Source organism: Lactobacillus amylolyticus DSM 11664 (assembly GCF_000178475.1).
Classification (GTDB): Bacteria; Bacillota; Bacilli; order Lactobacillales; family Lactobacillaceae; genus Lactobacillus; species Lactobacillus amylolyticus.
In genome coordinates this window covers 139,593-164,409 of sequence record NZ_ADNY01000013.1, presented here as the reverse complement: position 1 = coordinate 164,409, position 24,817 = coordinate 139,593, and the positions used below count along the sequence as shown (strand labels likewise).

Annotated in this window: 18 protein-coding genes and 3 pseudogenes; 18 read left to right on the top strand and 3 right to left on the bottom strand. The window is 36.4% G+C overall.

Annotation, left to right across the window (positions count from 1 at the left end):
* From HMPREF0493_RS02245 to HMPREF0493_RS02235, 3 genes are read left to right on the top strand one after another with little or no spacing between them, the layout of a single operon-like run.
* Positions 1 to 1,206 (top strand): metallophosphoesterase family protein, encoded by a 1,206-nt coding sequence (locus HMPREF0493_RS02245; protein ID WP_006351640.1) that lies wholly within the window; start codon positions 1 to 3, stop codon positions 1,204 to 1,206.
* Positions 1,187 to 3,676 carry an ATP-binding protein gene (locus HMPREF0493_RS02240; protein ID WP_006351639.1) on the top strand — a complete coding sequence of 830 codons (2,490 nt, stop codon included), beginning with the start codon at positions 1,187 to 1,189 and terminating at the stop codon, positions 3,674 to 3,676. Before HMPREF0493_RS02245 ends, HMPREF0493_RS02240 begins: the two co-directional genes overlap by 20 nt.
* Positions 3,669 to 4,646: a 3'-5' exoribonuclease YhaM family protein gene (locus HMPREF0493_RS02235; RefSeq protein WP_006351638.1), complete on the top strand. Its 978-nt coding sequence runs from the start codon at positions 3,669 to 3,671 to the stop codon at positions 4,644 to 4,646. The genes HMPREF0493_RS02240 and HMPREF0493_RS02235 overlap by 8 nt, the downstream gene beginning before the upstream one ends.
* Positions 4,647 to 4,708: 62 nt before the next feature.
* On the opposite strand, the gene HMPREF0493_RS02230 is transcribed toward HMPREF0493_RS02235, so the two are convergent.
* The 3 genes from HMPREF0493_RS02230 to HMPREF0493_RS02220 form a co-directional block, all read right to left on the bottom strand.
* A complete protein-coding gene (locus HMPREF0493_RS02230; RefSeq protein ID WP_006351637.1) occupies positions 4,709 to 5,617 on the bottom strand; it encodes a peptidylprolyl isomerase PrsA in 909 nt (302 codons plus the stop codon).
* A 112-nt stretch (positions 5,618 to 5,729) separates the two neighbouring features.
* A complete protein-coding gene (locus tag HMPREF0493_RS02225) occupies positions 5,730 to 6,074 on the bottom strand; it encodes a hypothetical protein (RefSeq protein ID WP_006351636.1) in 345 nt (114 codons plus the stop codon).
* 9 nt (positions 6,075 to 6,083) lie between these two features.
* Positions 6,084 to 6,515 carry an HIT family protein gene (locus tag HMPREF0493_RS02220; RefSeq protein WP_006351635.1) on the bottom strand — a complete coding sequence of 144 codons (432 nt, stop codon included), beginning with the start codon at positions 6,513 to 6,515 and terminating at the stop codon, positions 6,084 to 6,086.
* An 86-nt stretch (positions 6,516 to 6,601) separates the two neighbouring features.
* Between HMPREF0493_RS02220 and HMPREF0493_RS02215 the strand changes: the two genes are divergently transcribed.
* The 15 genes and pseudogenes from HMPREF0493_RS02215 (at position 6,602) to HMPREF0493_RS02155 (ending at position 24,778) form a co-directional block, all read left to right on the top strand.
* The gene (locus tag HMPREF0493_RS02215; protein ID WP_006351634.1) at positions 6,602 to 7,342 is read left to right on the top strand and encodes an ABC transporter ATP-binding protein; all 741 of its coding nucleotides are present in this window, start codon (positions 6,602 to 6,604) and stop codon (positions 7,340 to 7,342) included.
* Positions 7,335 to 8,555, top strand: coding sequence for an ABC transporter permease (locus tag HMPREF0493_RS02210; protein WP_006351633.1), 1,221 nt, complete (start codon positions 7,335 to 7,337; stop codon positions 8,553 to 8,555). The genes HMPREF0493_RS02215 and HMPREF0493_RS02210 overlap by 8 nt, the downstream gene beginning before the upstream one ends.
* A 7-nt stretch (positions 8,556 to 8,562) precedes the next feature.
* A complete protein-coding gene (trmB, locus tag HMPREF0493_RS02205; protein WP_006351632.1) occupies positions 8,563 to 9,219 on the top strand; it encodes a tRNA (guanosine(46)-N7)-methyltransferase TrmB in 657 nt (218 codons plus the stop codon).
* A 53-nt stretch (positions 9,220 to 9,272) separates the two neighbouring features.
* Positions 9,273 to 9,593 (top strand): thioredoxin family protein, encoded by a 321-nt coding sequence (locus HMPREF0493_RS02200; RefSeq protein WP_040456926.1) that lies wholly within the window; start codon positions 9,273 to 9,275, stop codon positions 9,591 to 9,593.
* Between the two features lie 18 nt (positions 9,594 to 9,611).
* Positions 9,612 to 10,256, top strand: a complete 645-nt coding sequence (gene ytpR, locus HMPREF0493_RS02195; RefSeq protein WP_006351630.1) for a YtpR family tRNA-binding protein — start codon at positions 9,612 to 9,614, stop codon at positions 10,254 to 10,256.
* Positions 10,257 to 10,324: 68 nt separating this feature from the next.
* Positions 10,325 to 10,483: a C69 family dipeptidase gene (locus tag HMPREF0493_RS08960; RefSeq protein ID WP_006351629.1), complete on the top strand. Its 159-nt coding sequence runs from the start codon at positions 10,325 to 10,327 to the stop codon at positions 10,481 to 10,483.
* Positions 10,484 to 10,496: 13 nt separating this feature from the next.
* A pseudogene (locus HMPREF0493_RS08950) lies at positions 10,497 to 11,386 on the top strand (C69 family dipeptidase).
* Between the two features lie 173 nt (positions 11,387 to 11,559).
* Positions 11,560 to 12,873 (top strand): UDP-N-acetylmuramate--L-alanine ligase, encoded by a 1,314-nt coding sequence (gene murC, locus HMPREF0493_RS02185; RefSeq protein ID WP_006351626.1) that lies wholly within the window; start codon positions 11,560 to 11,562, stop codon positions 12,871 to 12,873.
* 320 nt (positions 12,874 to 13,193) lie between these two features.
* Positions 13,194 to 14,276 (top strand): annotated as a pseudogene (gene purH / locus HMPREF0493_RS02180) (bifunctional phosphoribosylaminoimidazolecarboxamide formyltransferase/IMP cyclohydrolase); the annotation flags it as partial.
* 12 nt (positions 14,277 to 14,288) lie between these two features.
* A complete protein-coding gene (gene purD, locus HMPREF0493_RS02175) occupies positions 14,289 to 15,548 on the top strand; it encodes a phosphoribosylamine--glycine ligase (RefSeq protein ID WP_006351624.1) in 1,260 nt (419 codons plus the stop codon).
* A gap of 188 nt (positions 15,549 to 15,736) precedes the next feature.
* A pseudogene (locus HMPREF0493_RS08570) lies at positions 15,737 to 15,816 on the top strand.
* Between the two features lie 132 nt (positions 15,817 to 15,948).
* A complete protein-coding gene (locus HMPREF0493_RS02170) occupies positions 15,949 to 16,278 on the top strand; it encodes a hypothetical protein (protein WP_003631453.1) in 330 nt (109 codons plus the stop codon).
* 73 nt (positions 16,279 to 16,351) lie between these two features.
* On the top strand, positions 16,352 to 17,713 hold the full coding sequence (locus tag HMPREF0493_RS02165) for a HEPN domain-containing protein (RefSeq protein WP_006351623.1): 1,362 nt from the start codon (positions 16,352 to 16,354) through the stop codon (positions 17,711 to 17,713).
* A 136-nt stretch (positions 17,714 to 17,849) separates the two neighbouring features.
* Positions 17,850 to 21,326: an Eco57I restriction-modification methylase domain-containing protein gene (locus tag HMPREF0493_RS02160; RefSeq protein ID WP_006351622.1), complete on the top strand. Its 3,477-nt coding sequence runs from the start codon at positions 17,850 to 17,852 to the stop codon at positions 21,324 to 21,326.
* On the top strand, positions 21,326 to 24,778 hold the full coding sequence (locus HMPREF0493_RS02155; protein WP_006351621.1) for a DEAD/DEAH box helicase family protein: 3,453 nt from the start codon (positions 21,326 to 21,328) through the stop codon (positions 24,776 to 24,778). The genes HMPREF0493_RS02160 and HMPREF0493_RS02155 overlap by 1 nt, the downstream gene beginning before the upstream one ends.
* Positions 24,779 to 24,817: the final 39 nt, after the last annotated feature.

The following is a 24,817-nucleotide window of genomic DNA, read 5'->3' as shown; positions in this document are numbered from 1 at the left end:
ATGAAATTTATTCATTTTGCTGATGTGCATTTAGATAGTCCTTTTCGTGGGCTATCTTTTTTGCCATCTAAAGCTTTTAATCAAATATATCGTGCAAGCGATGAATCGCTAACTAAAATTATAGATTTAGCTTTACAAGAACAGGTCGATCTAGTTTTAATCGCGGGAGATACTTTTGATAGTACTCATCCTAGTCCGCGCAGCCAGCTGTTTTTTGCAGAACAGATAAAAAGATTGACGGATGCCGAAATTCAAGTAGTCATGATTTTTGGCAATCATGATCACATGCCGGAAGCTGACTTGCTTGTGAACAGCAGTCCTTATTTCAAACTTCTTGGGCCAAACCAGCAAGTTGAAGCCAAAAATTTTGTTACAAAGAGCGGCTTCAATTACCGCGTTGTAGGCTTTTCTTATTTAAACAATCATATTGTCGAAGACAAATTACCAGAGTTTCCGGCTAAGGATGATCGCTATACCTTTGGCATCATGCACGCTCAAGAAAAAACGTCGACAAACAGTCAGAATGTTTATGCCCCATTCACCTTAGCAGAGATAAAAGATTTAAATTATGATTATTTTGCTTTGGGACACATTCACTTGCGACAAATAATTAGTCACGAGCCGTTAGCGGTTTTCCCAGGAAATATCCAGGGCAGACATATTAATGAATTAGGGGCTAAAGGCTGCTATTTGGGAAAAATTGATGAAGAGACCAAGCAAACTAAGCTTGAATTTCATCCCACCAGTCCAATTGTTTGGCAATCAGTTGATGTTCACTTAACTGAAGCAATTTCTAAAAATGATCTGCGTGATCGATTGCAGTCAGCTTGTCAGCCGCAGCAGACGACTTATTACAGTATTCGGCTTCATGGAGCAGAGCTTCTCAATGATGAGGAGATCGATTTGGTTCAGGATAACAGTTTTTGGCCAAGTTTACCGCTTGATTCACAAATTGTAGATCTGCGTTTCGTCACTGAAGAAAAAATGCAATTGGGCGATAGCGATCAAGAATCTTTTGAACAAGCACAAAAAGAAATTTTCTCAAAAAAGGAATTCTTGCATGCAGCTTTGGACTGGGCTAAAAAGGATCCAGTGGCAGAAAAGGCGGCTAGCGATGATCAATTTAGACAAGAAGTTGAAGCACTAGCAAAGATAAAATTGTCACAGAAATTGAAAGGATTTGCCGATGAGACTGAAACAGATTAACATTATTAATTTTGGCCAGCTCTCTAATCTGACTTTTAATTTGCCAAGCGATGAAATAAACGTCTTTTTTGGTGAAAACGAAGCTGGCAAAAGTACAACTGTAGCTTTTATTAAACAGGTTATCTTCGGCTTTTACCTTCGTTCCAATTCATCGCCATTTTTTGAAGATTACAAGCCTCTGGCACACGTTTCGCCAATGGGAGGCAGTTTAATTTTCGAAGATGAACAGCAGCAAGAATATAAATTGGAGCGGCTATGGGCAAAAGGCGATAAGACCAAAAAAGGTATTTTGACCGTTACTCATAACGGTGAACAGGTACCTGAAACGCTTTTTTTCGACAAAATAAAGAATATCGATGGCAACTTTTATGCTGACAGTTTTATTTTTAATCAAGAAATGTTAGGTCAAGTTACCAGTTTGAGTCAGGCGGATTTGCTGGAACGCATCTATTATTTAGGAGCAGCTAATAGCAGCCAACTTTTGAATTTGCGAGATAGTTTTAATAAAGAGGCTGGTCAACTATTTAAGAAAACCGGGAAAAAGCCAGAGGTTAATCGGCTCCTGAGCCAAATAGACGATGAGCGTGCTTCCTTGAAAGATACGCAGTCCGAATTTACTGAGTATGAGAAATTGCGCCAGGAATTAAAAGAGCAAACTGAAGAGCTGAATGCTGAAGAGAAAAAGCTGAAAAAATTGCAGACTTACTTGCAGCATATGCAAGAAATTCAAACAGAGCTGGGCAGTTATATGCAATTGCAACAGTTGCAAGGGAAGGCCTCAAAGGTTCAATTTACCGCTGAAAATTATCGTCAGGCTCAGGAATTAACAGCTCAGATTAAGAATTTGCAGGCGTCTATTGCCAGTCTGAAACAGGAATTAATGCAGATTTCTGCAAATGATTCTTTTGATTTGGAAACTGCTAAAAAATTAGTCCAAAAGAAGACGGAAGTTTTACAATGGCAAAGTGAATACAAGACTTGCGTTCAAAAGGCAGAAGAAATTAAGACTACTGAAAAACAGCTGCTGCAGCTTAATCCTGAATTAGCAACGGTTTTAAAATTATCGGACCCACAAATTAGCCAATTACAAAAAGACTTCACAAGTTTGCCTCAAAAACCGACAGTGCCAAATATTTCTAATAATAGCAGCAACAAATTATGGCTAATTGCCGGCGCCGTGCTAATTATTCTGGGCTTAACGCAGGTTATGAGCAATGGCTTAATTGGCGCGATTGGCTTTATCTTAGGAATCATGACCTTTGTCTATGGCTTTTGGTCACAAAAACAAGCTAGCAAGAAAATTGCTTTAACTGAACAGGTTTTTCAACAAAAAGAATCTGCCTTTAAAGAAGAATATGGCTTAAATCCTGAGAATTTAGATCTTAAGTCTTTGCTTACGAATCGTAACAATTATCTGTTAAAGGTTGAAGCTGAAAAAAACAACAACCAAAATTTAGCTGAAATTAAGGATCAAGTTGCAGTATTGCTTGATCAGCTTAAACAGCTGCTTAAGAAGCCTATTTCAGCAAATTTTGCTGATATTTTGACTGCACTGGATCAATTGCAGAAAAAGCTTGATCGCTATCAAAGTAAAAATGAACGCCATCATAGCTTGCAGATGCAGCTAACGCAGCAAACACAGAAACTGAATGATTTGAATTTAAAGCTAAAAGCAATTTTAGCCAAAGATAATGTCAACAAAATGTCTGAGTATGACGAACGTTATCAAGCTTCACTTAATCAAGTTAAATTGCAGACGCAGATTTCGACTTTGCAGGAAAAGCTGACTGCTCATTTGAATGAATTAAAGCAGGTTGATCGGAATAAGTTGGAAAGCAGGCTTCTGGCTATTCAAAAAGAAATTTCTGATCAGGAAAAAATAGTTGCAGAAAAGCAGCAAAAGGCTGCAGAAACAAAAGTGCAATTGTCCAATTTGGCCGATTCAACTGCTGTCTTTTCTGCAAAGCAAAACTTAGCAAATTCTGAAACTGACTTTTTAAACAGCAGCAAAGAATATTTAGCTAACCTGCTGGCTGCTAAATGGATTGATCGCAGTTTAGATATTGCTTCAAATGAACGTTTTCCTAAGATGCTCGTTAGTGCAAAAGAATATTTGAACTTGCTAACAGGTGGCCGCTATACCGATTTAACGCTAGACAAGAAGATAACCGTTACACGTTTTGATGGCAAGAAGCGTGAGGTAAAATACTTGTCAAGAGCTACTGCAGAACAACTATACTTTGCATTGAAGCTAGCTTTTGTTGAGCAAATTAAAGATCAGATTAATTTGCCGATTTTAATCGATGATTCTTTTGTTAACTTTGATGATCGCAGAATTGGCTATATTGAAAAATTGCTCAAAAAGATTAGTGAAAATAATCAAGTGCTGATTTTTACGGCACAAGATAAGCTTGCTCAAAAATTATCTGCCAAGACGTTAACTTTTAGAAAGGATAGAGCAGATGCTTAAAAGATTGCTAGATTATAACGATGGTGAGGAACTAGACTTAATCGTAATGATCAAAAATTCCCAACTTCGTCATACAAAAAAAGATAAGTTGTATTTAGTACTAGAATTTGGTGATGGCTCTGGTGAAGTTCGTGGAAACTATTGGGATGCAGATCAACGAGACGCAGAAATGTTCGCTAGCGGTACCGTTGTTGAATTAAACGGTAAAAGAGAAGAGTATCAAGGACGACCACAAATTAAGATTTACTCTTTGAGAACCGTAGGCCCAGAAGAGGGATATGATCTAGAGCAATTCGTCAAATCAGCCCCAGAGAAAGTGGCTGACATGAGAGAAGAAATCAATCAGTATGTTTTTGCAATTCTAAATCCTACTTGGAATAGGATCGTCCGCTATTTGCTTAAAAAGTGGGACAAGCGCTTTTTTGAATTTCCTGCAGGCAAGAGCAACCATCATGCTGTTAGCGGCGGGTTAGCTTTTCATACTTTGTCGATGCTGCGGGATGCCAAAAGCATTGCAGACAATTACCCGCAGGTTAATCGTTCGCTACTTTATGCTGGCTGTATTCTTCATGATATGGGGAAAGTGCTTGAACTAAGTGGTCCAGCTGCTACGCAATATACTGCGGAAGGAAATTTGGTTGGACACTTGGTTTTAATTGATGAACAAATTATGTTGGCTGCGCAAGCACTTAAGTTGGATTTGGAGTCAGAGGATTTGCTCTTGCTTCGGCATATGGTACTTTCACACCATGGCAAGTTTGAGTATGGTTCGCCAAAACTGCCTAAGATTCTTGAAGCAGAACTTCTTCATCGGATCGATGATCTTGATGCAGCTGTTTATGCGATTACTAATTCTTTGCAGCATACCAAGCCAGGCACATTTACTGAGCCGTTATTTAGTCAAGATGGTAAGAGATATTACCGGCCTAAAGATGATGCAGCTTTAGATAAAGCGCCACGTTTAGAATAAAAAGACGAAATAAAAAAAGCACTGGAAAAATCCAGCGCTTTTTCTGTTAGTCAACAACTTTATTAGTTGCTGCTTGAGCTTGAAGTAGTTGATACGTATGATGATAATACGTTCTTAAGGTCGCTGTCCTTTATAGAAACATTAGCTCTCTTCAAAACAGTGGCAATAACTTCTCTCATAGTAGTTTGGTCTTGAGCCATTGAAGCGTAAATTAAGTTATCAATTGTCTTCTTGTGTTCAGCAAAAGTACCTTTTGATGGGTGCTTGATCATCTTGATTACGTGGTAACCAGATTGTGACTTAACTGGAGTTGAAGTTACTTCACCAGTCTTAAGCTTGAAAGCAGCAGTCTTGAATGATGGATCTAAAGTAGTGTCAGTTGAGTCAAATGCAGGAAGTTTACCAGCGTTATTCTTAGTAGCAGTATCAAGTGAGTACTTCTTAGCTAAGCTTGCAAAGCTCTTGCCGGCCTTTAATTCCTTGATGATCTTTTGAGCAGTTGACTTCTTAGATACCAAAATGTGTTGAACAGTTACTTTAGGTTGGTAAGTCTTCCAAGCCTTCTTTTCTTGAGCCTTAGTTACTTTCTTGATGTCCTTTAAGGCAGCTTCAGAAAGCAAGTTGGTCTTCAAGTTTTGCTTAAAGCTTGAAGGGGTCATACCGTTTTGTTGCAAAACAGCACTGAATTGTGAGCCGTATTGCTTCTTGTAGTTGTTGTATTGCTTGTTAACTTCTGATGAAGATACCTTGCTGCCGTATTGTTCGTTCAATGCACGGTAGATAATCATGTTAGCCAAAGTTGATTGACCAGATTGTGATTTCTTCATTTCATCGTAGTATTGTTGTTGGGTAATTTTACCACCCTTATAGGAAGCAACGGTACTGCTTGAACCGTTTGAACAAGCAGCCATTGACAATGCAACACCTAATGCAGCTAGAACTGCAGCTGTTTTCTTAACGTAATTCTTCATAAAAATAAAATCTCCACATTCTTAGTAATATAAGTAACTAACCATTAATATAACATAAATTTCCGATCATTTATTTTAAAATGGCAAAATTCATAGAAAAATCAAACTTTCTTTAATCTTTCTTTGAATCCTTTTCCGAATCTTCAAATTTATTTTGGATTCTTTGGGTCGTGTTTTCCATCCGGCTGATGGTATTGGCGGTATGGTTTTGATAATCTTCAACATCAGTAGCGATCCCGTCGATTGCCTTTTTGGCAGCTGGTAAACTAGCATTTAATTCTTGACTAGCTTTTTTTGCTTTGGCAATGCTATGACTTAATGCAGTCGCGTCGGTCTTGAGAGCTGCCACGTTTTCTTTAAGTGGCTTGCCTAAGCGATCCCCGTTTTTATCTTTAAAAAGAGACAAAACCAAACCGGCTGAGACACCAAAAATCAGTCCTAAACCAAAATGTTTCATTTTTTCTCCTTAAAATTGTTCCTTAATTTTTTCAGCAATTTCGTTGTATTTAGCTTCATCATACTTGTCAGCGTTGTTGCGTGTCATCAATTTCAGACCGTCGCCTTCAAAGCGGGGAATAAAGTGAATGTGTGAGTGCATAACGACTTGGTTGGCAGCCTTACCATTATTAGTAGTAATATTCATGGCTGTAACATTTGGAAAGGCCTTCTTGATTGCGTTTGCAATTTCAGGAATATATTGCAAATATTGTTGTGCATCTTCTTTAGTGTAGTCAAAGAGGTTGACAATGTGCTTTTTTGGCACCATCAAAGTATGACCAGGATTTACTTGAGAAAGATCAAGAAATGCCTTAACATCATCGTTTTCAAAAACGGTGTAGCTTGGCACTTCACCACGAATAATTTTACAGAATAAGCAATCTTCAACTAATTTTTCCATATTAAAACCTCGCGTTCTAATTTTAGTTTCTTATATTGTTCATGCTATCATATTAATGATACTAACAGTAAAGAAAGAACGAAAAAATGACATTAAAAATAGAACATTTAACAGGGGGCTATACTGGAGTTCCTGTTATTAAAGATATTAATTTAGAAATTAAACCAGGTGAGGCTTTAGGCTTAATTGGGTTAAACGGTGCCGGTAAATCAACGACTATTAAACATATTTTGGGTTTGCTGCGACCACAAAAAGGCAGCATTGTCCTGAATGATATTAATTTAACCCAGCAGCCAACCAAGTTTAAGCGACAAGTTGCTTATATTCCTGAAACGCCGGTTTTGTACCCGGAATTAACGCTTAAGGAACATTTAGAATTAACTATGCTCAGTTATCACTTAGATGAAGAAAAGGCTTGGAAGAGAGCACATGAGCTTTTAAAGATATTCAGACTTGATGACAAGCTTGACTGGCTGCCAATTCATTTTTCAAAAGGGATGCGGCAAAAAGTAATGATCGTTTCTGCTTTTTTGGCAAATACAAGCTTATTAGTTATCGATGAACCCTTCACTGGCCTTGATCCATTAGCTGTTGCCAACCTGATTGATTTAATTAAACAAGCGATCGCTGATGGCAAAATGGTATTAATGACGACGCACGTTTTGGCTGATGCGCAGCAAGCGATCTCAAATTATGCTGTGCTAAACAATGGTACGATTGAAGTAATTGGTTCTTTAACCGATATTCGTCAGCATTATGGTTTGAAGCCGGATGATCCATTTGACAAGCTTTACCAAACATTGAATCAGGTGGATCGTCATGGATAAAATTGCAAAACAAAGACTAAGCGAGAACCTTAAACAATCAGTGAAATATCTGACTTTGGTTTTCAACGATTTCTTCATTTTGGCATTGATTTTTCTCTTTGGGGCATTGATGTTTTGGTATGCCCAAAGTATGAAAACGATGCCGGCCAATCTTTGGTTTTATAAGCCGCTAGTTGGATTTATTATGTGGCTGCCATTACTGACTGGAAAATTGGTTACTTTAATTAAAAAAGCAGACATGCAGTTTTTGTTCACGCAAGATGAGCAGATGGATGACTACTTAAAACCAATGTTTCGGTATAGCTTGGTTCTGCCATATATTTTGATTATTTTGCTTGCCGGAATTTTATTTCCGTTTGCAACGATTAAAGCAGGGATAAACGGCTACAGCTATCTCGTGTTAGTTTTATCAATGTTATCAATTAAGGCAACTGAATTAGAAATTGCCAAAAGAAATTTATATTTTGGTCGCAGAATTAATGTTACAGTTCAAAATATTTCTGCTTTGATCTTGGCAGTTATTGCCACGTATTTACCAATATTAATATTGGCCGTAGTTGTGGTATTAAATATCTGTTTAACTCCTAATTTTCAACCTGTTTTCGATAAAAAGATGAATGTTAAAACGGTTTTTGATTGGCGTTATGCTGTTGAAAGCGAAAAGGCTAGAAAAGACAGAGTCTATGCAATTTTTAGCATGTTTACCGATGTTGAAGAAAAACAGGTAACAATTCGAAGACGAAAGTATTTAGATTTTCTTCTGCCAAAATCACTTGCTAAAGAAAATCCCAACAGTTTTTTATACCGCAGATCATTGCTCAGAAATCCAGATTATTTGAATTTATTAGTAAGAATGACATTTTTTGCGATTTTAGTATCTTGGCTTGTGCAAGATTGGCGTTGGGCTCTGGGCTTGTCAGCCTTAGTAGTCTTTTTGACAGTTTACCAATTAATGCCACTGGCAACAGAATTTGATTCCAACATCATGTATCGCGTTTATCCGATTCAACGTGGGGGAAGAGGCAAGGACTTGATCAAAGCGATCAATACGGCATTATTATTGCAATGGCTTCTAATTTCAATCTTTTGGTTGATTGTTTTGCCAATTAATCTACATTTAGCTGAAGCAATTGTTGTATTATTAGTCTTTGTTTTATTAGTGACAATTGTTTATTTGCCACAAAAAGTAAAGCATCTAGATCAAAGAAGATAGGGAAAATATGAGATTAAGAAATAAACCTTGGGCAATTAAGCTCGTTAACGAACATCCAGAAAGCGTCTTGCAAAATCCAGATCCAGAAAAGAAAATTGACTGGGCAGCTCGCTTTGGCAATGACCATCCAATTGAGATTGAAGTGGGGTCTGGCAAGGGTCACTTTATTACGACCCTTGCTGAAAAACATCCTGAGAAAAACTATGTTGCGTTAGAATTGCAAACAACAGCTGCGGGCATTATTTTGCGGACCAAGCTTGAAAAGGGTTTGGATAATCTGCAGATTTTGCGCGGGGATGCAGCAAATATTGATCTGTTTTTTGCAGAGAACACAACAGACGTGATTTACTTGAATTTCAGTGATCCATGGCCAAAGACGCGTCATAAAAAGCGGAGATTGACTTATAAGAGCTTTTTAGCAAAATATAAACAAGTGCTGAAAACCGATGGGCAAATTCAATTCAAGACAGATAATGCTGGCTTATTTGCATATTCTGTTCAAAGCATGAATAATTTTGGAATGCATTTTGATTTTGTTTCCGTTGATTTGCACCACGAGAAGCCCGAAATTTTAGAAAAGAACATTGAAACTGAATATGAGCATAAGTTTGCTGCCAAAGGCAATCCAATTTATGCATTATGGGCAAATTTCTTGTCAGAATAGATCTCTTTAAGTAAAATACTTATAAATAGTAAGTTGACTGATGAGGTATGAAAATGGAAGAAATTAAAGAATTGAATCAAACAAAATTAGATGAGATTACTAAATCTGGTAGAGTAGTTTTAGAATTTTCAGCAACTTGGTGCCCAGATTGCCGCTTCTTGGATCCATTTTTACCAGAAATTGAAGAAGATTTTTCAGATAGCAAATTTTACAAGATTGACCGCGATGGCTCAATTGATGTCGCAAAAAAATTAAATATTATGGGAATTCCTTCATTTGTTGTCTACCAAGATGGACAAGAAATTGGTAGACTAGTAAATAAGGACCGTAAAACAAAACAGCAAGTTGAAGATTTCTTGCGGTCACTTGACTAAATAGAGGAGATTTAATAAATGATCACCAGTATTAACAAAGAAGCTTATCCAAATACTTTGATCGTTATCTTGGGTCAAGACAACGGCAGAAGTGAATTTGAAGAAAAAGATGACGTAACCCGTGTTAAGGATAAAGACGGCAATGTTATCGGCTTTAACTTCTTCAATGTTGATAAGTTAATTGATTATGATAAGTTGCCAAACGGCAAGGTTGAATTAAATGACGATGAACTTGCAGCCTTGAACAAGAAGCTTGCTGAAGCTGGCTTTGATGAAAAATTAGCATATGGCAAACCAACTTTGGTTTATGGTTATGTTAAGACTTGTGAAAAGCACCCAGATTCAGACCACCTTCACGTAACAACAGTTGATGTCGGTGGTGAAGAATATCAAATCGTTTGTGGTGCGCCTAACATTGCACAAGGTCAAAAAGTTGTTGTTGCCCTTCCAGGTACTTTAATGCCAAATGGTGCACAAATTTGGCCAGGTGAACTTCGCGGCGTTGATTCATACGGTATGATTTGCTCAGCTAGAGAGCTTGGCTTGCCACATGCTCCACAAAAGCGTGGCATCATGGTTGTTCCAGACGATTTCCAAGTTGGTGCAGCATTTGAACCAACTAAATGCGATGAATTGATCGCTAGCGGTAAGATCACTTTATAGTTTTATAGCAAATAAGCATCAGATTTTTATCTGGTGCATTTTTTGTATCAATATTAGGAGAAAAACAAATGCCATGTACAACAATTTTAGCCGGTAAAAAGGCTACGGCAGATGGTTCAACCTTAGTCGCAAGAATTGAAGACTTTGGTCACGCTTTTAACCCGAAGCGTTTTATCGTTGTAACGCCAGATAAGCAGCCAAAAAAACTATCAATCAGTAACAACTAAATGCAAGGTTGACTTGCCAGAAAATCCATTGCGTTATACTGCCATGCCAGAACTTGAAGAAACAATTAAGAAGACTGGCTGGTGGGGTGAAGCAGGAATCAACGCAGCTAATGTAGCGATGTCGGCAACTGAGACCAGTACCACCAATTCTCGCATTTTGGGAATTGACCCCATGAATAAAAGGGCATTGGCGAGGAAGACTTTGTCACCATCGTCTTGCCTTATATTCATTCTGCTCGTGAAGGCGTGCAATTATTGGGTAAATATTTAGAAAAGTATGGTACTTATGAATCAAACGGTGTCGCCTTTTCTGATAGTGATGAGGTTTGGTATGATGATTGTTATGTAGCTGCTCCGAACTGGTTTAATATTACTAGTTTTGATTTTAACAGCGACGATACAATGGCCTCAGCTGACTTGGAAGAAATGATCCAAAACTATCATCTTGACCTTGATCAAACTGGCAATCCTTATAACTTGCGGCATATTTTTGGCAGTCATGCCGATTCAGACTACGAATATAACATCCCTCGTCAGTGGTATATTCAAAAACTTTTCAATCCAAGTGAGGAAAAGAAGCCAAATGATCCTGAATTGCCATTTGCAAAAAAGCCAGAACACTTGCTGACGATTGAAGACTTTAAATATGCTTTGTCGTCACGTTATCAAAACACGGTTTATGATCCTTATGGAAAAGAAGAAACTGAGCAGGATCACCAAGCATTTCGGCCAATTGGTTTCCAACGCAATCAAGAATTATCAATTTTGCAAATCAGAAATGATGTTCCTAAAGATATTGCCGGAGTTCAATGGTTGGCTTTAGGACCAAACGCTTTTAATGGCATCGCACCATACTACGTAAATATTCTCGATACTCCAGCCGTATACCAAACAAATTGCTAAGCAAAGCTATGATACAGCAATGAAATGTTTTGGCTCTTGCATTGAAAATGGGGCACTTCAAATTAAATTGAATTATTAATTAATAAGATAGTCGTCAGATGACGACTATTTTTTCTAAAAATGGTAAAATTAATAGCGAATATTTGAACAATTAATTTTGGAGAAGACAAAATATGTTAGATAAAGCAAAACAAATTTGGTTCATTGGTATTAAGGGTACAGGGATGGCATCCCTTGCCTTGGTTTTACATGATTTGGGCTATCAAGTTGCCGGCAGCGACATTGAAAAATATACTTTTACCCAAGTGCCACTTGAAAAGGCTGGCATTGAAGTAAAGAACTTTGACCCAAGCAATATCAAGAGCAATGATGAGCAAGTAATTGTTAAAGGCAATGCGTTTAAAGAAAACAACCCAGAAGTTAAAGCTTGTCTTGATAAAAATGTTAAGTGGCAATCTTACCCAGATACAGTTGAAGAAATTGTCCAAATGCATACGAGTATCGGTGTATCAGGTACTCACGGCAAGACTTCGACTACTAGTTTGTTGTCACATGTTTTAGGCGAAGTTGCTCCAACCTCATACTTAATTGGGGATGGTCGCGGCAAAGGCGTTGCTGATTCACGTTTCTTCGTTTATGAAGCTGACGAATACCGTCGTCACTTCTTGGCATATCATCCAGATTATCAAATTATGACCAATATCGACTTTGATCACCCTGATTACTTCAAGGATCAAGCCGATTACACCAGCGCTTTCCAATCAGCCGCTGATCAAACTAAAAAGGCTCTCTTTGTATGGGGCGATGATAAGCGTCTGCAAAGCTTAAAGACCTCGATTCCAAAATATACATATGGCTTCAGTGATAGTGATGATTTCCAAGCAGTTAATGTTGAAAAATCAACTACTGGTTCTAAATTTAACGTGCTTGCACATGGTGAAGATCTTGGACAATTTGAAATTCACTTGTTTGGCGACCACAGCATTTTGAACTCAACTGCTGTAATTGCCGTTGCGTATACTGAAAAGGTCCCAATGGAAGATATTAAGAAGGGCTTGTTGACCTTCAAGGGTGCCAAGAGAAGATTCAGTGAAAAGGACTTTAATGATATTGCCGTCATTGATGACTATGCTCACCACCCAACAGAAATGCGGGCAACTATTCAAGCTGCACGGCAAAAATTCCCAGAAAAGAAGTTGGTTGTCGTCTTCCAGCCACATACTTTCTCAAGAACTAAGAAATATCAAAAAGACTTTGAAGAAATTTTACGTGATGTAGATAAGGCTTATGTAACCCCAATTTATGCTTCAGCTCGTGAAGCTAATGGTGATATTTCAAGCGAAGACTTGGTTAAGAATATCCCAGGTTCAGAAGTTATTGACTTAGACAATATCGCTGATTTAACTAAGAATAATAATTCTGTCATCGTATTTATGGGTGCCGGCGATATTCCTAAGTACGAAGATGCTTTTGAAAAGTTGCTTTAATTGAAAGATAATATCAAACGGACTGCTCTTTTAAATAAAGAGCAGTTTTTTGATAATGGAATCATAAGCAAGATATGAAAAATATAGGTGAATTTGGCAAGAATTGTCCTTACATTGTTAGTCTTTTTAAAAGTGTAATTATAAAATAAAAAAATTATTTTTTAAGATATGGTCCTACTTAGATGAGCAGTATATTATGATATTGTTTATAAAAGTAGGGTTTTTTGTATATTTTAGTAATCAATAGCAAATTAGATTTGAGGAAAATATAAATGTTGTTTAATCAATTACAAAATGAAACTAATTTGACTAATTCAGAGAAAGAAATTGCGGAAAATGGTAACACCACGCTTGAAACAAGAGCAAAACTAGCAGCTAAGGTGTTTAGAGCAACTGCCGCTTATGACGCCATTATTGCAAATTACCTAACCAAGCAAGTTGGCCTTGAAGATCCTGAAAAGTTGACTTTGACTTATGATCTGAAAGAAAAGATGCGCTACGGTGAAAACTCCCACCAAAAAGCATGGCTTTACGAAGATGCAATTCCAAAGAGCTTCTCAATTTTGCAAGCACATCAATTGCATGGCAAGAAGCTTTCTTACAACAACATCAAGGATGATGATGAAGCACTCCGCTGCATTCGTGAATTCCAAGATGAACCAACTGTTGTTGCAATGAAGCACATGAACCCATGTGGCATCGGCCGCGGTGACTGTCTTGAAGAAGCTTGGGACCGTGCGTATGAAGCCGATTCAGTTTCAATTTTTGGTGGGGTGATCGCTTTAAAAAGAAAAGTTGATTTGGCTACTGCCGAAAAGATGCACAAGATTTTCTTAGAAATCATTATTGCACCAGGCTTTGACGACGATGCACTTGCAGTTTTGGAAAAGAAAAAGAATGTCAGATTGCTTGAATTAGACTTCGATAAGGAAAATGAGCCGACTCGCCCAGAAGTAGTATCCGTTATGGGTGGTATTTTGCAGCAAGAACAAGATACTTTAGTTGAAAATACTGACGACTGGAAGGTTGTAACTGAGGCTCAACCTACTGAAGCACAACTTAAGACCATGATGTTTGCCTTGAAAGCAGTAAAACATACTAAATCTAATGCGATTGTGGTTGCTAACGATGAAAGAACTCTTGGCGTAGGTGCTGGTCAACCTAACAGAATCGATTCCGCTAAGATTGCGATTAAACATGCTGGGGATGCCATTGATGACCGCGCAGTCCTTGCATCAGATGCCTTCTTCCCATTCAATGATTGTGTGGAATATGCGGCAAAGCATGGCATTAAGGCGATCATTCAACCTGGTGGCTCCATTCGCGACAAAGACTCAATAGAGATGGCAGACAAGTACGGCGTTGCAATGGTATTTACAGGTTACCGTCACTTTAGACACTAATTGGTGAAAACGATGAAAGATGATTTAGTTTTACTAGTTGTTGGTTCAGGTGGACGCGAGTTTGCCGTGGCGAAAAAGCTGAAGGAGAGCCCACATATTAAGACTGTGTATTGCGCGCCGGGTAATGTGGGGATGCAGACGATCGGCGTCGAAACCGTGCCAATTGAAGAAACTGATCTTGATGGTTTGCTTGATTTTGCCCAAAGTAAGCATGTCGATTGGACCTTTGTTGGTCCAGAAAATGTCCTTTGTGTTGGGATTACCGATAAGTTTAACGAGGCTGGGCAAAAGATTTTTGGCCCTAACCAAAGAGCAGCCCAACTAGAGGGCTCAAAAGATTATGCTTTGCGCTTTATGAGCAAATACAACATTCCAACGGCACGCCATGAAACTTTCACCAGCGCTGAAACCTGTATTGCCGGGTTAAAGGATTTTGCATATCCGGTGGTGATCAAGGAAGATGGTTTGGCTGGTGGTAAAGGCGTAACCATTGCTCAAAATGAGGCTGTTGCTCAAGAAACGATTAAGGAAATGTTTGCCGGTGGTCAAACTGCAGTTGTGCTTGAAGAATGCCTAGTTGGTCCGGAATACTCAATGTTTGTGGTTGTTTCGGAAGATCAGTTCACTATTTTGCCAATGGCACAAGACCATAAGCGAGTTGGCGATGGCGATAAAGGCCCTAACACTGGAGGTATGGGATCATATTCTACTTTGCCACAACTGAAGAAAGAAGATCGGCAAAGAATGATCGATGAGATCGTGAAGCCAACAATGAATGGACTAGTTCAAGGCGATTACCACTACTGCGGCGTTTTGTATATTGGCTTGATGATGACGGAAGATGGTCCAAAGGTCATTGAATATAACGTTCGCTTAGGTGATCCTGAAACTCAAGTTGTCTTGCCTCGAGTTAAAAATGACTTTGCGGAACTGATTGACGCAGCAGTAAATCATGAAAAATTGCCTGAAATTGAAGAAAACGATCAGTCAGTGTTAGGCGTAGTTGTCTGCAGTAAAGGCTATCCAACGCATCCGGCTCCTAATGTGAAGATCGGCAAGTTGCCTCACGGCACTAATACTTATATCGATTATGCCAACGTGAAAGGTAATTTGGATAATCTGATAGGTGATGGCGGCCGCCTGTTCATGGTAATTTCGGAAGCCGACAATTTGGTTCAGGCGCAGGATAATGTGTATTCTTATTTGAGTAAGATTGATCTGCCAGATTGCTTCTACCGCCATGATATTGGCAATCGTGCTTTGAGAGATTAGATGTGTGAAGAAAGTCCCGTTTGGGGCTTTTTTAGTTTGGCTTAAATTGGTATAATTAATACGAACATTTGGTTGCACTGATAGGATTGATGATAAAATTTTTCTCCACATGTGTGGAGGTGATCCTATTTGAAGAAGGTACACTTTGTAATACGTTAAATTTTCTCCACGTAAGTGGAGGTTGTTTTGAGGATCAGTCGTCTAACAGGGAAGACAGGCTTATTTAATATTAATAAGCAAGATATGGGTTCAATTCCCATCATCCTCAATATTTGAATAAAGTAGAAGCTCTTAGCTGGAAAAACTAAGGGCTTTTTTGATGAGTTAATAACATTTTAGGTCATACTGAATTTTCTCTTATATAATAAGCTTGTATTGGGAGTAAAGGAGAAGAGAGTATATGAATAAAATAACAATGTTACTGGCATTGATTAGTTTAACCTTTGCTGGTTTTAGTGTTTCAACTGCTCAGAATATCCAAGCTGTGAGCAAGTATTCTGAAAAGTGGCATACTGTAAAAACAACTGAGAAAGTTTATAGATATAAGCCATATGTGCCTCGCGGTGCTGCAATGTATCAAATGAAATTTATTCATAAGACACCTATTAAGAAAGGTACGTATTTGAAACTTCGTTCACCTGGCACTCACTATGCATGGCAGATTAAACGTGGTGGACATTATTGGGCAATTTTAAGAAACGATGCTAGATGGTTTAAGAATGTAAGGTAAAAATTATCTTTTTAAGTAAAAGCTCTTAGTCGTAAAAACTAAGGGCTCTTTCGTTAAGAAAGGATATCTAGTAATGACTAATACAAGAAATCTTCCTAATTTGGCAAAACAAATTAAACGAATTATTGGTCAAATGAGGAGGGAAAATATTCAATATTGTCAGAGAATAGATTCGGGAGAATACGAGGTAGCAAGAGATATAAGGAAGGATTTAAAAAATAACTTACATGCACTTAAATTTGTTGGCAATTATGTGTTTATTACAAAAGCTGTACATAAAAAGTTTGTTAGTCTTTTAGACAATATTCAGTTAGTATTTAATGCTGAAAAGGTTGAATATGATATTGATCAAATATCATCTAAGGTTAGTGATTTTATTGTAGGTATTGTTGCAAGTGATGAATCGTATGATTTGAATACAATAAACGATTTTATTGAGAAAATTAAAATTCCGGATTATAGGGTTTATTTCTTTAGATTATTTAATTTTGAATATCAAGAAAAAATAAATTTGGGCCCTAATATCATTATTATTAGTGGTCGTGAATTTCTAAAGAAAATCCCAGAAAATTTAAACTTAAAAGCAGAAGAAAATCCTAAAATTAAGACTTTAGTTCAACCTGAAGATATTTTATTAGGAGTATCTGTAATTGATACTGGAAAGAGTGATAAAGGTTATTATCATGCTTTGAATATTGCTAATAATGTAAATAATATTATTAATTTTCTGAATGGCTTTAATCATAGACCTAGTCAGATATTAGAACTAAGTCAACACATTATTCAAGAAGATGGACTTTATCAGATTACAAAGAAAAATGGACATTTTTATAACAAACAGACTCCTGGAATTTTGGAAGGTGACTGGAGCGCATCAACGGGTATTGATCCCGACAAGAGACCCCATGCAACTATGAATTTTGATAAACAGTGGATGCCAATAATTCCTTTAATTGCTACAGAATCTGATAAACTTACATCACTTCAAAAGCAAGGTGCAAGAGCGATTGATTGGATCGGTGATGGAATAGTTAACTCTAATCTGACAAAGCAGTTTTTACAAATTATGATTTCGCTTGAAACTATGTTAGAACAAGATCCTGATAAATTGGAAAGTAAATTAAAAAAAGAGGATCTTTGGAAAGATACATTATCCACTTCTATTGAAGATCAACTAGTTTCTACTATTAGTCTAATTTGTAATGATAGCCAAATAAATCTTGAAACTAGAAATATTAAGAGAGCATATGACCTCAGATCAGAAATTACACATAATGGTGAGCAGTTAACAGAAGATGATACTGCTTTAATTAAAGATTGGTATGATATAGCATATAAAATTATTGCTAATATTATGTTCTTGGGCAATTGGAGTAGCACATATGATTTATGGAAAGCTGCAAATTTAGGTAATAAAGATAGCGATGAAAATTAAAAATAGACTGCTAATATTTCGGATTAGCAGTTTTTTTATACGCAAAACAGAGCTTAAAACTACTGATATTATGAGCAAAATTTAACCCATTGTTTTAAAATAATATTAAGTAATTAAGAAGAAAGTGGAAAGAAAAATGGCGGATCAAATACAAATCAAAGACGTACTAGATAGCATGATGGGTGACCAAGAATCTATCAATGTACTTGCTGATTATTTAGGCTATACCGTTGGTAAGAACCCTGTTAATCCAGATAGCAATTTGAGAATTTACTTTACTGATAAAACAGAGAATAAAAGTACTGGTGTCATGGCTGTATTAGCAATGCCAGATTTAAATGAAGATTCAAATATTATTCAAATTCGTAAACTTTATGAGCAAGTAATTGATATTAAAAATAATCAACTAGGATCAGACTTCTCTGTCTCTGTAGTTGGATTCGTCGGTAAAAAACGCTTAGTTTTCTTTCCAATGGTAGGTGGCAATAGAGATACTCGTTTGGATATTAATCCCCAAACAGTAGATATTGACTTATACAAACGTAACCTGAATTATCTTAAGAATGACAGTATTGTAGTAGAAGAAAGTCTATTTGGTTTCGGTGCTGAAATTAAGATTGATGACAAAGCCTTTAGACGTGAGCTCTCAAGTGGGTTCTTGACTATGGTATCTCTTTATAGAAAGAAGCTTTCAGAATGGATTACTGCTTCAGATCTCAAAAAATATCTAGAGAATCTGGTGTCTGATAAAGCTAAAGTATACATTGAGCAAAATAATATCAACGAGCTTGTTCAAGATGACTCTTACAAAAAGGTTCTTTCAACTGTGGTTGATACTATTTCATTAAGACAATTAATGAGGCGCTTCTTAGAAGGATATTATGGTCCAGACTCCTTTAATGTTGATGGAATTGCATTAGGTGTTGGTGATGGTACGCTTGATGAAGCTATTGAAAAAGCAGTTAATATTGCTAAAAATGTTAGCGAAGAAAAAGATATCAAGAAATTAAATAGACAAAAAACGTCAATTGAACAATTAGATATATTTAAAGCTAGTTTTACTCCGGAAGAGGTTGAGGCTACTTCTCAAGTACAGATTAAGGAAGGTAAAAAAGATTACCTTGCTAATCTAAGCAAAAAGGCAAGTAAACAATTTGAATTGGCTTATGGTGGCGACCTATTTGCCGGTTCCATTGGGTATGCAGCTACCAAAATTGATAATGAATTGGCAAAACAAAATGATGTTGATTGGGCTAAGCCTTATATCGACACTAAGGAAGGTAACTTCAGCTTTAGATTTGAGGATATGCCACCTGAAGCGATTGAAAAACAATACGAAGACTCGATGAGCCAAAACGTTCAAATCACTTTAGACAAAGAAACTAATAAACCAGTCGTATTCTTTGGCGATGATGAAGTAGAGCAGAAAAACAAGGGTGCTTACTATACCGACCAACATTTTGTTGACTATATGGTAAATCAAACCGTGGCAGTAGAATTCCAAAAGCGATATGACGCTATTAAAACATCCCTCAAGGCTGGTGATATTACCCAAATAGATAATGTAATCAAGCATTTATTAGATTTAAAGATTGCAGACTTCTCTTGTGGTGGTGGATCATTCTTAAGAGGAGCATTCTTAAAGATTGCAGAACAGTTTCCTATGCTTAACGCATTAGACTTCCCTCAAGAAATTAGGGACAAGTACGATTTCCTAAGCAACTCTGAAAATAGTCAATACTTATGGGAAGACTATGTAATGAAGCATATGATCTATGGCGTTGATATTGACTACAAAGCTATCATTATTGCTAGTTTGACTTTGACTTTATCATCCCTAGAGCATAAGCCTAAGAATACCAAGTTGCCACAACTCATTGGTAGAACATTGATTCACGCAAACTCATTAATTAATGCCGTTCCTTACTACAAACGTGAAGAAGTTTTTAGTAAATACACGAAAGATATAGCCAAGTTAAGAAAACTCAAATCAACAGACTTTTCAGCATTTACTAAATTACGTGATGAACTAACAGAAAAGGTCATTACCGAAGCAGGCGATGTATCTAAATACGCTAGTTTTCTTGAAATTAACTGTATTGAGTTTTGTTTGCCTGAAATATTCTTTAATGAAGATGGTACTCTTAAACCTCATGGCGGATTAGATATTGTGATTGGTAATCCTCCGTGGGAAATTTGGAAGCCAAACTCAGATGAATTTTTCTCTGAATATGATCCTAGCTATCGTAGCTTACCTAATAAGCGTGCAAAGAAAGAACTGGAAAAAGAAATTATTGCTAAAATGCCTAACGTTGCAGAAAAATGGCAAGATGAACAAGACAGAATTAAAGCAGGGTCTAAGTATTATCGTTCAACTGATAACTTCCATTACCAAACCTGGAAAGTCAACGGCAGAAAGACTTCTTCAGACCTTAACTTATACAAGGTTTCTCTTGAACGTTTTGTACAATTAGCTAAAGATGATGCTTCATTTAGTATTTTAGTACCAGATAATTTTGCGACCGACAATGGTTCCACTGGTATAAGGCACCTAGTAATTGACCACTTTAAATTAAATGAATTTTTGTCATTTGATAATAATAAGGGGATATTTGAAGCAGTACATAGAAGTTATAAGTTTGCCGTTCTGTCGTTTGGTGGAAAAAAGCCAGAAGGGGAAGCGTCATTTAAAGCGTTCTTCTATCGCCGTGACTTAAGTGATTTGAATAATAATGAGATTAAAATGCAATATCCATTTAGCTTCTTGTTTGAAATGGAACCAGAGCGCTATGCAATGGTCGAATCACGTAATAAGACTATCTTTGACTTATTCAAAAAGATTAGAACAACTTTCATGACTTTAAGAGACACTGAAGTAATTGATTTTAGAAGAGACTTTGATAGAACTAATGACGCTGACAAATTTATTGATATTAGCCGTGCAACTCAAGATGATGTTCCTTTATATGAAGGTAAATATATTAATCAATTTGTAATTGAGCCTAATAATATCAAATATGTAATAGCTAAGAAAACGGCTGAAAAGAAACTAAGTGGTGATTTCAATGTTTACAGGATTGCATTACGATCTATAGCCAGAGCAACGGATAAACGTTCACTAATTGCTACATTACTACCACCACATACAACAAGTATGAATAGTTTGTTGTCTCAAAGGGATGCTAACAAGTTGGTAACTTCAAATAAGCTATTTACTTTGGGCGTATTGAACAGTTATGTACTAGATTTTGTATTAAGACAATTAATTTCTATTAATATCAATAAAATATATTTACAACAATTACCAATACCAAAAGACTCTGATGTAAAAGATTCACCACAAATTATTCAAATTACAAAAGCACTCCTCCAAGAAAATAAAGACTGCTATCAAAATTTGAATGAATTAGTTCATGGGGATGCATATCAAGACTATGGACATAATGATTTAATCGCAGAACTTAATGCAAGGGTAATGATTGATTTCGGTTTAACTCGACAAGAAGTCGTTACTTTGATGCATACTTTTGAAAGCCCTAAATATATAAAAGAAGTTCAAGAGGAAACTCAGCGTATTATTGATTTCTACGACAGATTAAGTGAGGAAAGATAATGACTGATGCAACATTTGAAGATCAGCTATTTGGTAAAAAGGTTATTGATAACCGTAATGTATCAATGACTGATGCCTTAAAGTATCTTCTAAAAAAAGAAGAATTTAGAATACTCGATGTAGCTGTAGGCTACTTTTACATTAGTGGGTTACTTCTTTTAAAAGATGAATTTACCAACTTTATGGATAACCGTAATGGTCATTTCCGCATTTTGATGGGTAATGAAACTAACGGTGCTACAGTTAATGTCTTAGATAGTGGTAAATACCATGATTATGCTGAACTAATTCAAGATTCAACTGAAAAAGATACCAGTAAAATTTCAGACAAGGAATTTCTAGGTAAAGTAGCTGAATGGATCAAAGAAGGACGTATTGAAATTAAAATCTACACTGGTACTGCCAATTACTTCCATGCTAAAAGCTATCTGTTTGCTTCTAGCTTAAATACTGGTTATGGGACGGCTATTGTAGGATCATCTAACTTCTCAAAGTCCGGTTTAGAGGGGAATACAGAACTAAATGTATTAACTCAAGATGGTTTCTTTGCCTTACACCACTGGTATAACGACTTATGGCTTTCTAAAGATGAAGTTACCAACTTTTCACCTGAACTGATCAAAATCGTTAAAAGTAATGGCGCTAAACAGACACTTCAACAATATAAACCAGTTAAGGAAACTTACTATGACTTTGCCAATATCTTTGCTCAACCATACGCTGAACTTGATATGAACAAAGAATGGGTTAAAGAATTGTTCCCACACCAAAGAAGCGGAATTATTAGTGTTAAGGAAAAACTTGATTCTTTAAATACCGCTGTTTTATCTGATGGGGTAGGTTTAGGTAAGACTAGAACTGCAGCAGGTGTCATAAGACTCTATTTGGAAACAGAAAGTGTTAACAGAATACTAATTATCGCTGATACCAAATTAAAAGATCAGTGGCACGATGAATTAAAAGCGGTCGGTATTAAGAAGCATGAGTATGAATATATTTCACGCCAACAACTTGTTAATATGGACTACGATCAGCTTAAGGACAATAACTACACTTTAATAGTTATTGATGAAGCACACTTAGGTTTCAAGAATAATAATACTGAAGCATATAAGAAAGTATTGTACATGAGACAATGCAATCCTAATGTAAAAGGCTTATTATTAACTGCTACACCGTGGAATAATGCTCGTGAGGACGTAATTAACATTGGATCGCTATTTCTTAAGGTAGATGCTATTCCAAATGATAGAAAATATAAGCAATATTTCTTGTTATCGCCAAATAAGCTGACTAATAAGGTGGTAAAACATTTAGCAAATGACGATGCAGCCTTTAAAGAATTTTGGTCTGACGTTTATCTTCAACGTACTAGAAAGACTTATGGCGGAAAGGGTACACGCTTTCCACATAGAAACTTCCCAAGCGTTGACATTCCGTATGAACCAAGAAAGAATGAAATTTTCAGTACCAACTTTGATGTAATTGCCGATTTAAAGTTTCCATACCAAGATCCGATCAAATATATTGACGATAGTAAGGAAGAACTGGGGGCTAAACAGCTTAAGATGATGCTTCTTAAGAGAGCTGATTCAAGTTGGAAAGCTTATGTTACTTCTTTACAGCATATCGTAGACAAACTAGAAAAATTAAATGACTTGTATTTAAAACCTATGTCATTCTTAAAAGGTAAGGAGCTTCTAAATCACTATAAAGGATTTTTAGGCACTGCTTATGGTGTTCTTGAATATGAAGATAATGTAAATCTTTTATTTAAAGATTTTGAGCCGTCCGAACCTGTAGATCCTTCTCAGCAATCTGTTAGATCCCAACTTAGAAAACAAAGATATATCGAAAATCTAAAAGCTCAAATTGATGACTTGACTGTCAAAAAAGCTAAAAATGCCGTAGAACAGATGACTGCAGATTATAACAGCGATGTTTCTACGTTAAAGATGCTGATTGATAGCTTGAATAAAGCCTATAGTAAGGTTGATGAAAAAGTTGATGAAATTATCGAATGCATTGATAAAGAACGTGCTAAAGGGCATAAAATCATCTTAGTATCACAGTTTGCGGACACTGTAGAGTATTACTATGATAGGCTTTATACTCATTACAATAGACCACAGCTTAAATACCCAATGGGTATGATTACTGGTGCTTCTAATACTGATGAAAATGGTTATTCTGCACTGATTAATCAAAAACCATCGACTAAAAAAGATGTGTTAAATCACTTCTCACCACGTTCTAAAAAAGCAATAGAATTAATAGATGATAATTCTCAAATCGACTTAGTGGTGGCTACAGATACTATTTCAACTGGTCAAAACTTGCAGGATGCCGTAACCTTGATGAATATTGATCTACCCTACAACCCTATGACTTTGGAACAACGTATTGGTCGTATTGATAGACCATTACCTAAAGGTGATAACAACGATCAAATCTACATTTACACTTTTCCAATTTATCAATCTATCAACTCACAATTAAAGATGATGAAGCGTCTAGGTAATAAAATGGAAGGGGTATTAAACGACACTGAATTTGATAATGTAGTTTTACCTCAATATGAAGGCTACCTAAAAGATATTACGGAAAAGAAGCAGAATGCAGTTAAGACAATGCTTGATAAGACAGACGATCAGATGATTAATCACTCTGATTTCTCTTCAGAAAAGCACTCAGAAGCATATCAGCAAGCTAATAAGCGCATGTATGACTTTAAAGCTAATCAATTAATACCGCTTAAAGCTCCACTTATACCTGACTATAGTTTCTCAAATGGAAAAAAAGATCATTCAATTGCTGTTGTAGAGATTAAATACTATGACGTAAATGGATCATATCTTGAAAAGGAAAACATTCTGGTTGATGTAAATGATTCTAAAAAGGTTGAGATAATTGATGCTGAAAAGAATTTAAACGGTGAAATTGCATTTGATGTTCATAATAGCCAAGCTTTGTCACAGGGGGATGCATTAACGGCAGTAGAAAGGGCGAAGGACAAAATTTACAATGTCGTAAAGCAACAGGTGGCTGAATACAATAAGCAACATGAATTTTTTGCTAAAAATATAGATTCAACTAAGAATAAGACTGCAGTTAAAGCTGCGGTTGCTTTGAGAACTAGTGCATCTCAAGAGCCACAAATGGTTATGTCTAAGCTTCAATCGGTAAACGTTGATCCTAAATTACTAAAGGATATTACAAAATACGTAGAAACTATTGATAAGGATGACGATTTATTCCCAATAGTTCAAGAAATTGCTAATAACCCTAATGTGTTTTGGCTAGAAATCAATAAGTATATTAAATTCTTTAATCCAGATAGCATACGAGAAATGGAAAATGTTGGTAAAAACATACAAAAGGCAAGTACTAGAAAAGCTGACTTGGAAAAAACGCAGTATAAAGTCTTAGATGGAAACATTGTAGTTAAATAATTAATTAGATTAATATTACTGTTAAAGATAATAGGTGAT